Raw genomic sequence first — 14,128 nt, 5'->3', positions numbered from 1 at the left:
GGGTTGAACGAGATTATGTCCATTCAAAATGCCAATATAAACGTTCTGTTATCGACTTCCGAAATGAAAAAGAAGAAAAAGTACTGGTTAAACAGGGTTGTTGGAAGCGAGACAGACAGCCGGATTCTGGCTGACCCTCACAAATCTGCTCTCGGCATAGAGGGCAAAGAAAGCCTGCGGATGGATATTCCTGATGGACTGTTCCAGCAGCTTCAGCATTTAAGCAACCGGTCCGACGATTCTCTTTACTATATACTTCTGACGGCGTTGAAGTGGCTGATTGTAAAGCATACCGAAAGCAGCATAATCACTGTCGCATCACCTGTACATATAGACGAGAACAGCACCAGCGAGGCGTACAATCATTATGTCCCGATTATTGACACGTTTACCGCCGGCATGACGTTCAGGGAAAGCCTGCTTCAAGTCAGGGAAACCGCCTTGGGAGCGTACGATCATCAGGATTATCCGTTCGATAAAATCATCGAAGATGTACAGGCAATCAGCGATCGTGATTTTTCTTTTGTCCGTCATGTGCTTTGTTTGCTGACCAATATCCATAATGATGCGGTCATTCCCGATGTAAGCAGCAATATTGTCTTTGGCTTTACCCGGGATGACGCTGGAATTAGTCTGAACTTAATATATAACCTCAAATATTTCACCGGAAATTTTGTAATGCAGCTAGCCGAACAATATTTCCAAATTCTTAAGGGGACAGCGGAGAATGTAAGCATCAAGCTTGGTTCTATGAGTTTGCTGTCGGCGGAGGAATCGCTGGAGCTTTTAAAGGAGCAAACGCGAACCTATCAGAACATGGAAGACATGACGCTCTATGAACTGTTCGAGGAACAGGTTCGCCAGACTCCGGATCACGTGGCAGTCAAGTTCAACGACCAATCCATAACGTACAGAGATTTGAATGCCAAAGCCAACAAGCTCGCCAGAGTGCTCAGAAATCAAGGCGTCGGGGCCAACCAGATCGTGGGGCTGCTTGTCGAGCGGTCAATCGATATGGCTGTGGGCATATTGGGAATCTTGAAGTCAGGTGCGGCTTATTTGCCGCTGGATATAAAAAGCCCAGAGGAAAGACTGCAATTTCTAATCGAAGATGCTGGGATCGAAGTTGCCGTCTCTAACAAGCAGACCGAAGAGAAGCTGAAGCGGGACGGTTTGACAGTCATTCGGCTGGATGATGATGTCTTATTGGAGAACGAAAGCGATCTGGACTTAATTCTAAGCAGAGCTTTAGATCATCCCGCCTATGTTATTTATACATCGGGTACTACGGGACTGCCTAAAGGTGTTATTATCGAACACCGCAGCATTTCGAACACTATCCAGTGGAGAAAAAGCGAATACAGCTTTGATGCAAATGACCGTATGCTTCAGTTGTTTTCCTATATTTTCGACGGATTCCTTACCAGCTTTTTTACGCCTATCGTATCCGGTGCCACGGTAGTATTTTTGGACGAAACGGAAGCGAGAGATCCTTTAGCCATTATTCGATTGATCACATTGAATAAAATCACTCATTTTATCGCCGTACCCACCTTATACAGCGCATTGTTGCGGAACATGAAGCCCGAGGAGGCCCAAAGCCTCCGCATCGTTACCTTAGCAGGTGAGAAAGTAACGCCCAATTTACTCATGGCTAGCAAGCAACTGCATCCCGGATTGGAAATCGTGAATGAATACGGACCAACAGAAAGCAGTGTGCTGGCAACCCTCAAAAGGGATCTGAAATCGGATGACACAGAGCTGACGATCGGAAAACCTATCGGAAATACCAGAGTTTATATCGTAGGCGACAATCTGGAATTAAAAGCGGCGGGTATGGTCGGGGAGCTGTGCATTTCAGGCGCCGGTCTGGCGAGAGGATATTTGCATAATGAAGAGCTTACCCGTGATAAGTTCGTCAGCAATCCATTTGAGGCCAACGAAAGAATGTACCGGACAGGAGACCTTGCACGTTGGACAACGGGCGGGGAAATAGAAATTATCGGAAGGGCAGATACACAGGTTAAGCTCAGAGGCTACCGGATTGAGCTGGGAGAAATCGAAAACCGTTTGCTGGAATATAACGGAATCACGGAAGCGGCAGTTGCACTATGGGAGGATCAAAACGATAACTCCAGAATTTATGCTTATATTGTGTGCGACAGAGTGTTATCGGCGCTGGAGCTAAGGGAATCGTTGTCGAAGTCTCTGCCGGAGTATATGCTGCCAACCCACTTTTTTCAACTGGAACAGTTCCCCATGACGCCGACAGGAAAAATGGACAGGAATGCCTTGCGGAATCAGGACCTTAAGGAACTTGGGGCCCGGTTCCAGCATCCGACGAATGAAATTGAAAGCAGACTGGTGGAAATCTGGAAAAATGTACTGGAGGTCGACAAAGTCTCGATTCATGATAATTTTTTTATGCTGGGCGGCCATTCTCTGAAGGCAACCATGCTTTTGTCTAGGCTTCATAAGGAATTCCAGGTGGAAATCGAATTGGATGAAATATTTGAAAAGCAAACGATATGCAACCTCGCGGCCTTGATTAAAAGTAAACGTCCCGGCACGTACTCTTCTATTCTGCCAACAGAAAAACGGGATTATTACCCCATGTCCTCAGCACAAAAAAGAATGTACGCCCTATACCATATGGAAGGGGAATCTACGAGCTATAATATGCCGGAAGTGATGGTGATGGAGGGAGAACTGGATGTTGGTCAGGTGGAAAGCGTCCTTAGGCAAATGATCTCCCGCCATGAAATATTAAGAACCTCATTCCATATGATACATCATGAGCCGGTTCAGGTTGTGCATGACACTATTGATTTTTCAATCGATTATACAGAAGAGAAAATAGACGATATCCGCTTAGAGGCAGACAGGTTCATTCAGCCTTTTGATTTAGACACATCCCCGCTGTTCAGGGTGAAGGTCATCAAAATCGCCAGCCGCCGTTATCTTTTTATGTTCGATATGCATCATATTATATCTGACGGGATTTCGATTGGGTTGTTCATTAAAGAACTGGCCCTGCTTTATGGGAATGCCGTACTGCCGGAGCCGGAAATTCAGTTTAAGGATTTTTCTGTATGGGAGAAGGAATCCGCTGAGAACGGAGATTTCAAGCAGCAGGAAGAGTTCTGGCTGAATATGTTCAAGGGCGAAGTTCCGCTGCTGGAATTGCCCGTTGATTACAAGAGACCGGTTCACAAGAGTTATGAAGGAAGCAAAATTCCTTTTACTCTCGATAAAGAAACTACTTGCGAGCTCAAAGAGCTTGCGGGCGACAATGGCGCGACGCTGTATATGCTTCTTTTAGCCCTTTTTAATATTATGCTGTCCAAAATCACGAACCAGGAAGACATTATAGTGGGTTCCCCTGTCACACGCAGAAGGCAGGTTGAACTGGAAAGTGTCATGGGCATGTTCTCGAACACTTTGGCGATGAGAAATTTCCCCGCAGGGAATAAACGATTCAAGGATTTCTTAAATGAGGTCAAAAGCAGTGCACTGAGTGCCTTTGACAACCAGGATTATCAATTTGAAGAAATAATTTCAAAACTGGACATCGTGAGGGACACGGGACGGAATCCTCTTTTTGATGCCATGCTTATTCTGCAGAATATCGCCGTCAATCAGTTTCAGTTCGGAGAGATGAAGGTATCTTTCTATGAACACGAGCACAACATTTCAAGGTTCGATATTACCCTTCATTGTCTGGAAGGACTGGATGGATTGCTGCACTGCAGCTTCGAATACTGCACCAGATTATTCAAACGCGAAACCGTGGAGACCATGATCGATTATCTCAAAGCAATAGTCAGCCAGGTCATTGTGGACCGGGAGATTAGAATATCCGATATCTGCATGGTTTCAGAGAATGCTGTCCAGCAGATATTGGCTTTCAACCAGACTTCGTTCGACTTGCCGGCCGGTCAAACCATTCATGGATTGTTCGAAGAACAGGCGAAACGCCGCGGTGATGAGCCTGCCCTGGAGTTTCTTGATCAAACCATGAGCTACGGTGAGCTGAATAAGAGAGCAAATCAGTTGGCGCGATTGCTGAGAGAGAAAGGCGTCACCGCCGGTTCAGTAGTGGGCCTCATGTTTGAGCGTTCTTTTGAAATGATGATCGGTTGGCTGGGCATTCTTAAGTCTGGAGGCGCGTATTTACCTATCGACCCGGCCTATCCGGATGAAAGAATCAAATTCATGATTGAAGACAGCGGCATACAATTAGTGCTGACCCAGAACATTCCTTATAACTGGCTGGATTTCGACGGGGAAGTTATAGATCTGAATAGCGCCGGACTGAACAATGTGGATGGCTCTAACCTCACTGTAATAAACCGGTCAAGCGACTTGGCTTATATGATCTATACTTCCGGCACAACCGGAAAGCCTAAGGGAACTTTACTGGAGCACAAAGGGATCGTGAACCTGACCGCCTCCAACAAGGAGCAGCTTAAAATTCAGGACCGCGAGCGGGTTGTTCAATTTTCCAGCATTTCCTTTGACGTATCATTAATGGATATTTCCATGTCCATCTTGCTGGGCGGTACTTTATGTCTCACGACCAAGGAGATCCTGAATGACAACAGCTGCTTCGAAGCATTTCTAAATTCCAACAGGATTACGGCAGCAATCCTGCCGCCGACTTATTTGGCCAATTTGAATCCGAATAACATTCATACGGTTGACAAGATGATTACGATCGGCTCAGCGATTTCATCCGGACTGGTCAATGAATGGAAAAAGAAATGCGAGTACATCAATGCCTATGGACCGACGGAAACGACCGTATATTCTTCGGTTTGGATCGCCAATGAGCAAGGTGAAATGGATGACCCCGTTCCGATAGGCAAGCCGATACTGAATACTCAAATGTATATCCTGGATAAATATCGCAATCTTCAACCGGTGGGAATTCCGGGAGAATTGTGTATTGGCGGTATAGGCTTGACCAGGGGGTACTGGAAGCGGCCTGAGATGACCGCGGATAAAATAATTACTGCTGCCGATTCCAGAATCGGAAAAGTGTACCGGACAGGCGACTTGGCTAGATGGCTGCCGGATGGGAATCTGGAGTATTTGGGCCGGATGGACGAGCAGGTCAAAATAAGGGGCTTCAGGGTTGAGCCTCAAGAAATTAAAGCGGAATTGCTTAAGATCGAAGGCATTAAAGATGTAATCGTAACACACCGGAAAAATCAGCTTCAGCATGCCAGCATTTGTGCTTACTACATTTCCGCAATGGATTATTCAGTGACCGAATTAAGGAAGCAGCTCCTGAGCAAATTGCCTGAATTTATGATTCCTGCGTATTTTGTCCGAATGGAGGCCTTCCCGTTGACCTCTAACGGCAAGATTGATCAGAAATTATTGCCTGTGCCGGAGAATAATATGCAGCGCCATTCCGGATACATCGCCCCTAGGAACGAAATCGAGCTGATGCTGACGGAAGTCTGGGAAGAAGTGCTGCGGCTGGAAAAGGTGGGAATCGAAGATAATTTCTTTGAGGTTGGCGGAGATTCTCTGAAGGCAATGCAAGTGGCTGCAATACTGGGTAAGCACCGGCTGCATATGGAAATCAAGGATCTGTTTCATCGCCAGAAGATTGCCGAGCTCTCAGAATGTGTCCGGGATCTGCGGAATAATCCAATCCTGGAGAACCCTGTTGGAAGAATCGATTCATCTGGCACTGAAGGGGATGCTTCTATAGAAGTATTATGCAGCATATGGCTGGCTGAGATAAAGGATCAAGAGCTAAAGCATACGGAAAGTATCCGAAATGCCCCGTTGGTTGGGAAACATTTGCCGGCGGCTGTTCAGAAATACCATCTGATGAATGCCGAAAAGGTTCATACTTCCATTCCATTTCGGAGCTGCGGCGATATTGGCAAGATTCAAAAAGCTATTTTGCGGCTCGTAAACGAACAGGTGCTGTTGAGATCTGTAATCGTAAATGATGGAGAAAATACGTATTTTTACGAACATGGCTCTGTATATAATCTTCCGTTTATATTGATTGATCTGTCCGGTTTTGATGCAGCACGGAGAAGTGAATGTCTGGCTTATTTGCAAGATCATTTCAACAAACTTCCATTTGAACGGGACAATGGATTATTATACCGTTTAGTTCTGGTCCAAACCGCTCCTGAAGATTATATGCTGCTGTATTCTGCCGATCACGCCGTTTCTGATGGATTAAGCCTGGGGATTATCACGGATCAATTGGCTGCTTACTTTGCCGGCGACTCTTCACTGCCTGTTCACTCCCTAAAGCATCATCAGAACTATTGGGATTATGCGGACCAAATGCAAAAGGGACCCCAAAATCTAAGCGAGCAGAAATTGTGCGAGATGTTCCGGTTGGCCGAATTTGCAGCGCAGGCCAGAGAATTGGAGAAGTACATCAACTCCAAAAACAGGCATAAATCTACAATGCTAGATCTGGTTATCCCCCTGAGGCTGGGGAACAAGGAGAAATCGCATTGGCAGCTCGCTTTAGAGGTAATGATTCCCCTTTGCGGCAAAATGTTTGGAATCCGCGAGGTACCCTTTTGGCTGGTGAATAACGGAAGACGTTATGAAGAGAATCTCTATTACGATATCGTCGGAGACTTTGCAGATGTTATACCAGTGCTGGCGGGAAATAACCAAACGGATTCCCTCGAAAAATGGATTCAGCATCAGGTTAATGAATGTGTCAAGGGCAACATCAGCTTTGTCAATCTGATGCTGAATGGAGGGACGGCTTATCCTTTTGCGGAGACCTCCAGGCTTCTTGAAAAGCTATATTCAGGTGCGTCGATCATGTTCAACTACTATGGTGTCTTACAATCCTGCAGCAAGGATCTCACATTGCAAGAAATTGCGGTCAGCGCAGAATATGGTGAGCGGGCGGAAGACAGCAACGGGAAGATCGGGTTCTATGTCTGGCAGGGGGAAGACTATTTGAAGCTAAAAATCATCCTGCCATTTGAAGAAGATAGAGATGACCTTTTATTTGTCCTGCAGGAGGCCGCAGGAAACATCCAGCCCATTGTTACGCAACGAGATTAGGAGGAATGTGCAAACATGTCAAAGGTGATTTTTCTGAGCTACCCTTTCTTTAGCCACGTCATTCCATCCTTGGCGTTAGTTCGTGAACTGCTTGACCGGGGAGAGGAGGTGATTTACTACTCGGTTGAGGCGTACAAGGATGCCGTAGAAGAGTCAGGAGCGGTCTTCAGAGATTATGGAGACATCATTAGGCTACTGGAAGCGGCGACCGATCAGATTAATTATGCCGGGTATCCGACACCCGTTGATATTTTATACTCGCTCGTGCCAAGTAAAATTTTGAAGTCCAAAAAAGTGGTGCAAAGAATAGTCAACCGTGTACTGGCCGATAACCCTGATTATATCGTAAGAGATTGCGAGGCTTATTGGGGAAGGCTGCTCGGTAATATATTGGATGTGCCGGTCGTTTGTTATATCACTACCATTGCATTAAATAACAGGATGATGGATATCAACAAGGAAGGTTTTATGGAATCTGTATTCAGCATGTCCGCGGATTCGCTGCCGGTTGCGGAGAAGGAAAGTGTCAGCCAGGTTCTGGATCATATTACAGCAGGGATCGCCAAGGAACAAGGTGTAGAGGGATATACTGTACTGGACGCGCTGGCAGGCGGTGATGAATTCAACATTGTGTATACCTCCAGGGAGTTTCAGCCCTACGCGGAAACATTTGGCGACAACTACGTTTTTATCGGTCCGAGCGTGCGGGCAAGCAAAGAAAAAACGGATTTTCCGTTTCAAAAAGAGGCGGATAGGCCCGTGCTGCTCATCGCCTTCGGGAATATTTTTAATAACACGCTGGAGCTTTATAAAAGATGCATGGAAGCGTTCAGAGACACCGGATTTTCAGTCATTATGTCCGTTGGAAAGAAGGTGGATATTTCATTGCTGGGCGATGTTCCGGCAAACTTTGTAGTGGTAAATCAGGTTCCGCAGGTAGAGTTGATGCCGCAGGTAGATGTGTTCCTGTCACACGGGGGCTACAACAGTTTAAGTGAAGCGATCGATAATCATGTGCCGCTGGTCTTGTTTCCGCAGGGTGCCGACCAAGTGGCTACCTCCAGCCGTATAGAAGAAACCGGTGCAGGTGTTTATGTGAGAAACCGGGAGATATCTCCTGTGGAATTGCTGGAAATCGTGGAGGGTGTTTATCAGAATAGTGAATATCGACATAATTGTAGGCAATTGGCAGACTCCTTCCGGTTATCCGGCGGAGCAAAGCTGGGGGCAGACGCTATTCTGGCTTTTATCTCAGAAGCCATAGTCGTTTAGCTCCTCTGTGCAGGCGGTTATTTTCTGGGCGAAAGGATGTCATACAGTGTCCAAAATCGTGTTTTTGAGCTTTCCTTTTTACAGCCACGTGATGCCAACCCTTACTTTGGTGAGGGAGTTGGTGTCACGGGGCGAAGAGGTTATTTATTATTCCAACGAGAGTTTCAGGGAAACCATTGAGGCAATGGGGGTGACGTTCCGAAGCTATGGGCACGCAAGAGGGATGTTCGACAACAGCGCCACTACTATTGAGGTCGAACATCCCAAAGTACTGCTAAACTATCTCGTGCCGGGGGTCATCGAAAAAAGCAAAAAGATCATCAACGCCATCTTGCCGGAGGTTATGGCCGATAACCCGGATTATATCATCCGGGACTGTGATGCCTTTTGGGGAAAACAACTAGCCAGTGTCCTTGATGTCCCGGTCTTGTGCTACGTGCTTACCTTTGCCATTAACAAAACCATGATCGATGCTGCTCCATTGTACTTCCTGGAAAATGTATTTCGCATTCCCCCTGACAAAGGACAGGAGTACCTGGATTCCATCTGGAAGAGCCGTTTAAGCGAAGAATTGGACGTAATGTCCAAGCAAATCGCTATGGCTCATGGAATCAAGGACTTTGATGCGCTTGATGCATTTACAGGACGGGAGGAGCTTAATATTGTATACACCACAAAAGAGTTTCAGCCGTTTGCGGATACCTTTGATGAAAGCTATGCATTCATCGGACCTAACATCCGTCAGGATCGGACAGGTGTAGATTCCCGTATCGAAGAGATGTCCGGCAAGCCGTTTATCTATATTTCGTTAGGCTCAATCTATACGAACCGCCCCGGCTTTTATCAAAAGTGCTTTGATGCGTTCAGGGATACCGAATGGCAAATTGTAATGTCCATTGGCAGTCTTGTGGATATTGGCGATATCCCCGTCCCTGATAATTTTTATTTGAGTGCCTTTCACCCCCAGATGGATGTCTTGGAAAGAGCAGACGTCTTCATCACACATGGGGGATATAATAGTGTGTGCGAGGCTGTTTACAATAATGTACCCATGATCATGTTTCCACAGGGAGCCGACCAGTTCACCATATCCAGCCATTTGGATGACATGGAGGCTGGGATTTATGTAAGGAATTCTGAGATTAGCCCTAGGGAGCTGCGTGAAACGGCTTACAAAATTTATCAGGATAAAAAGTACAAAGAGAACGGAGACAAGCTGAACCGCTCGTTCCAAATGTCCGGAGGAGTCAGGCTTGCGGTCGATTCTATATTCTCATTCCTAAGACAAAAAGGAATTTAGCAGAACAGCGCTTGTTAATATAAGCAATCAAACAGAAAGGATATTTTTATCTGTTTTGTTAATTTCCGTCTGAAGCACATCCCGCAGCTTATTCATCAGGAGGCTGGTATCAAAATGCTTTACAGATTCCCGAACCGCCTCCTGTGACGGCAGTATTTCCGGTTGATCAATGACATTTTGCAGCATGGAGGAAATGGCCCCGACATCACCGGGGGGGACTAACCATCCGTTCTCGCCTCCGCGGATAATCTCGGATGGACCTGATGGGCAATCTGTGCTGATGCATGGTATGCCTTTGGACATAGCCTCAACAAGCACCAGCCCAAATCCTTCCAGCCGTGATGTTAATACTAAACAGGAAACGGGAGGGATTTGATCCCAGGGGTTATATTGCCAGCCTCTCCATTCAACCCTGTCATTGATCCCCAATTGCCGGGACAAGGCAACTAATGGTTCATGATCCGGCCCGTCGCCAATCATAATGGTTTTGAACTCTCCCTTTAATTGAGAGAGGGCCTTTAAGAAATCACTTATTTTTTTATACTCATCCTCCAGCCGGCCTACATACAAAAAAGTAGCGATATCCGGTCGAGGCACGGTCATTTCAGAAATGGCCACAGGATTATAGATGATATGGATATTATCGCTTCTGCCCCCGTTCACTTCCTCAATTTGCCTGCCAATTCCTTTGCTAATGGCCAAATGGAAGTGGGCCGAGGCCAGCTGCTGGACCTTTATTAACGCAGACAGCTCAAAGTGAACCCAGGACCCAATGGCTGGTTTTCTTTTCATCCGGGAAGTCACCAATTTTGTTTGATAGATAAAGTAGGGATCAGTCACCAGGATGACCTCAGGATTGAAATTGCGCAGCAGCCTGGAATATACAACCAGCGAATTATAATAAATTTTTATCAGATTGGATCGGGGCATTTCAATAATGTGATGCGGAATAGACTCCAGCCACTTTTTATCATGCGATCCCCCAAATATAATGAGTTCAACCTCATCCCCCTTCTGAATCAAGTGTGTGATTACATTTTTAAATACCGTTTCCATCCCGCCTCTGCCGGACAGTTCCCTGCAAACAATGGAGATTCTCATCGAATTACCTGCCTTCATCATATGGATTTGGACATGCAGAGCAAAAAAACAAATCAATTTACATTTCGACACATAAAAAGGATTTTCCTCCAAGCAGGACAGGCAAATGTATTTACTTTTTTTATATAAGTTAAGGAATATTGACATGGAAGAATTAGCTTGTTATGATTTGTTTAATGAACGTTTAACAAAAAGTAATATTAGTTAAGTGAAAACTTAAATCAAAGGGGGAAGGAATGATTAACCCGGATAAAATTGTGAAACTGATGAAGTTTGACTATTGTGAGCCGCTGGAATTCATTGCCGCACTGACGATGGCCGCCAAGGTTGAGTCCATGAACGAGCTTGCGCAGGAGCTAAAGTTTCCACCAGAGCCTCAATTCACAGAGATGCTGGAAGACGTCATAAGCCGGCTATCCCGGCATGTCAAAGAGGAACTGGCCCGTTTTTTCGGAAGAACCCTGACGTATGACCGTCTGGATGCCGTTCTTTCCCAGGTGTTTTACGACGATGACAAAGTGGAGACCGTAGAGGCCTGGATGGAATGCTATAACAAGCGTCAACCCGGGGAACTGGCAGCGATGCTGGTTGAGGCTGTGTATGCAAGCTCCGGCCCGGATTGGCGAGGCGGCTTTTCTTTTGAGGAGGTTTGTCAGGATTCCGCTCTACTGTACCGGCTGGTTGCCGCTGTTCCGTTGCCGGATGGAGAGCTTCACGCTGAACTTATGGACCATGCAAGGTTTCCCGGGGAGTTCAAGCAGCGAACTCAGATGTTGCTCGATTCTTTTTTTCGTCACGGATTTCTAGTCCTGAGGAAGCGGTTAAGGGAGCTTGGAGAGGAAGGGGCGGCGCGTTATGACGTCTATTTTCACGAACATCCGGAGAAGGCTTTTGGAGAGATTGCCAATTCCGGTAAAGAGCTAATCGTTAAGGACACCCGGGTTCACATCAGTTATATCTCACAGGTCCGCGTGGATTTCCGGCATTTTGAGGGTGTGTCCCGGCTGGATTGGATGGTTCTCGGATACCGAAATGATGCTTTGGCCAGTCAGCGTGAAGAGAAGGAAGCGATTGAACAGTTCCTGAAGGTAATCTCCGACAAACGGAGGCTGGAAATTATCGAGCTGCTGAAACAGAGCAATCGGTATGCGGGCGAGTTGGCGCAGCTATTAATGCTGACACCGGCAGCGATCAACTACCATACGAACCTGCTGATTGACCTGAATTTAATCCGAATCACCAGAATGGACAGCCGGATCTACTATGTGCTCGACACTGAGCGGCTGGCTGCGTTGATGGATCAGACCAAAAGCTTGCTTTTGCGATAAGTGAAGGAGATGGGGAGAAATGGATAGCTGGATCTACGAGGTGGAGTGCGTCAATATGGTCTACAAAAAGGGCAAAATCAAAGCCAACGATGATATTTCTTTTCTCATTCAAAGGGGAGAAATCCTAGGGGTGCTGGGACCAAACGGAGCGGGCAAATCGACATTGATTAAACAATTGGTGGGACATCTGAAGCCGACCGAAGGGCAAGTGTTATACAATGGGCTAGATGTGTACAAACAAACACGTGTGGTAGCAAGCGAGGTGTCTTACTACGCGCAGGAGCCTCATGCGTTATCTGCATTAACTGCGATGGAAGCGCTTGTATTTACAGGGCAGCTTCGCGGGATGCAGAAGAAATCGGCAGAGCGGGAAGCTGCGGAATTGTTGGAGCGGTTCGAAATGACAGAACTCCGGAACAAATCACTAAAACGGCTCTCCGGCGGACAGAAGCGGATGGTTGGCATCGGCACGGCGCTGATCGGCCACTCGCCGGTGCTGATCCTGGATGAACCCACCAATGAGCTTGATCCGACAAAGCGGAGATTGGTGTGGGATCTCATCCAGGAGCATAACCGTAATGGCGCTACTGTCATCCTGGTTACCCATAATGTTCTCGAAGCAGAGCATGTGGTTGACCGGGTCGCGGTGATCAATCACGGAAAGCTGCTGGCGATTGATAGTGTGGTTAATCTGAAGCAGCGCGTGGATCAGCGGCTGAAATTTGAAATCCAGACGGCATTCGGCCAGAGGGAAGAGGTTGAAAAGGAATTGGCTGAATGGGGGATTCTCCAGAGAAGCGGTGAAAACCGGATCTGCCTGCTGGTGGACAAAGCCCAGGCGGGCAATGTTCTGGACAGAATCATCTCACGCCGCGACCTGAAAATAGAGGAATATGCCGTCCTGCCTCCAAGTCTGGAGGATGTATATTTCCATATCGATCAAGCGGCCAAAGAGGTGATGGGGGCATGAGCACCTTTATGAATCCGATCGGGCTGCAGCCGCTGAGAAAGAGGGGCCGATGGGAACGCTGGTGGACGGAAATCTCCATTTTGTTCCGGATTCAGTTCGCGATTGTCAGGGACAGTTGGGCATGGGTCATCCTGATGGCGACGCTGTACCCGCTTACGACCCTGCTTTTCATGCGGTTTTATACGGTAAACCCGACTGATGAAATGGTTGTGCAGATTATTGCAGGAAATCTGGTGTTCGGAATTATCGTGATGGGGATGAATGGACTGGGGCAGGAAATTGCCTTGCAGAAGCATCAGGATCATTTTACCTTTTATGCGTCTCTCCCCATATCCAAAAATAACTTTGTACTCGCCAACATGCTGCGGGGGCTTATGAACACACTACCCTCCTTTCTTATTTTGGGATCGCTCGGCCAGTGGATGTACGGTGTTCAGCTTCATTATTCGCCGGGGCTACCCGTCGTCGTCATCCTAAGCCTGACCAGTGTTGTAGGCATTGGAATACTTCTTGGATTCTGGTCGCCCACATTCCAATTCACCAACATGCTCTGCCAGGCCTTGATGATGATCATCTCTTTTCTGTCTCCGGTCATGGTGAGCATTGATCAGCTTCCTGTGCCGCTGCAATGGATATCTTATGTGCTGCCGACAACCTACGCTGCGGATGCCATGCGTTCCATTCTGACGGTCGGCTGGTCCAAAGGGGTTATGCTGGATTGTGCCGTCATGCTGGTCTTCAGCATGATTTCACTGATTGTCGTAAACAGGCTGGTCAGCTGGCGGGTAAACAAATAAATCTGGTCAATTGCATTTCTCTCAGGACGGACGCCTACAGATAATTACATCTGTAGGTTTTTATTTTGAGCAGGACCCTTCAAAGGATGATGCCTTAAGTTATTATGATTTCATCCCTTTAATTACGGACAGCGTCGGCATATGGTACACTCGGTATATCAATCTGTGAAGGTAATACTTGCATTTAAGCAAAAGCTTTGTGCTAGAGAATGGGATAACGGCATTGAAGTGGAGACAATTCAGCATCCTGGGACTTATCATTCTGATGCTTGTTCTGGTTACGGGCTGTGCC

At 46.9% G+C, this 14,128-nt stretch carries 7 protein-coding genes; 6 read left to right on the top strand and 1 reads right to left on the bottom strand.

Translation table 11 applies throughout. The annotated features are described in order from the left end of the window. The first annotated feature begins 15 nt into the window (after nucleotides 1-15). The 3 genes from PGRAT_RS26145 to PGRAT_RS31930 are packed head-to-tail and all read left to right on the top strand — an operon-like array spanning nucleotide 16 to nucleotide 9,640. The gene (locus tag PGRAT_RS26145; protein WP_025704893.1) at nucleotides 16-7,068 is read left to right on the top strand and encodes a non-ribosomal peptide synthetase; all 7,053 of its coding nucleotides are present in this window, start codon (nucleotides 16-18) and stop codon (nucleotides 7,066-7,068) included. A 15-nt stretch (nucleotides 7,069-7,083) separates the two neighbouring features. Further along, nucleotides 7,084-8,340, top strand: a complete 1,257-nt coding sequence (locus PGRAT_RS31935) for a macrolide family glycosyltransferase (RefSeq protein ID WP_025704892.1) — start codon at nucleotides 7,084-7,086, stop codon at nucleotides 8,338-8,340. A gap of 46 nt (nucleotides 8,341-8,386) precedes the next feature. Next, entirely contained in the window at nucleotides 8,387-9,640 is a 1,254-nt protein-coding gene (locus tag PGRAT_RS31930) for a macrolide family glycosyltransferase (protein WP_025704891.1), read from the top strand. 27 nt (nucleotides 9,641-9,667) lie between these two features. On the opposite strand, the gene PGRAT_RS26130 is transcribed toward PGRAT_RS31930, so the two are convergent. Further along, the gene (locus tag PGRAT_RS26130) at nucleotides 9,668-10,741 is read right to left on the bottom strand and encodes a glycosyltransferase (protein WP_162165067.1); all 1,074 of its coding nucleotides are present in this window, start codon (nucleotides 10,739-10,741) and stop codon (nucleotides 9,668-9,670) included. A 236-nt stretch (nucleotides 10,742-10,977) separates the two neighbouring features. On the opposite strand from PGRAT_RS26130, the gene PGRAT_RS31925 reads away from it, so the two are divergent. The 3 genes from PGRAT_RS31925 to PGRAT_RS26115 are packed head-to-tail and all read left to right on the top strand — an operon-like array spanning nucleotide 10,978 to nucleotide 13,836. Next, nucleotides 10,978-12,069 (top strand): ArsR/SmtB family transcription factor, encoded by a 1,092-nt coding sequence (locus PGRAT_RS31925; RefSeq protein WP_051424711.1) that lies wholly within the window; start codon nucleotides 10,978-10,980, stop codon nucleotides 12,067-12,069. Between the two features lie 19 nt (nucleotides 12,070-12,088). Then, entirely contained in the window at nucleotides 12,089-13,039 is a 951-nt protein-coding gene (locus PGRAT_RS26120; protein WP_025704887.1) for an ABC transporter ATP-binding protein, read from the top strand. Next, a complete protein-coding gene (locus PGRAT_RS26115) occupies nucleotides 13,036-13,836 on the top strand; it encodes an ABC transporter permease (protein WP_025704886.1) in 801 nt (266 codons plus the stop codon). The genes PGRAT_RS26120 and PGRAT_RS26115 overlap by 4 nt, the downstream gene beginning before the upstream one ends. The last annotated feature ends 292 nt before the right edge of the window (nucleotides 13,837-14,128 follow it).

The organism is Paenibacillus graminis (assembly GCF_000758705.1).
GTDB classification, from domain to species: domain Bacteria; phylum Bacillota; class Bacilli; order Paenibacillales; family Paenibacillaceae; genus Paenibacillus_AQ; species Paenibacillus_AQ graminis.
This window is presented reverse-complemented; position numbering and strand designations above follow the sequence as displayed.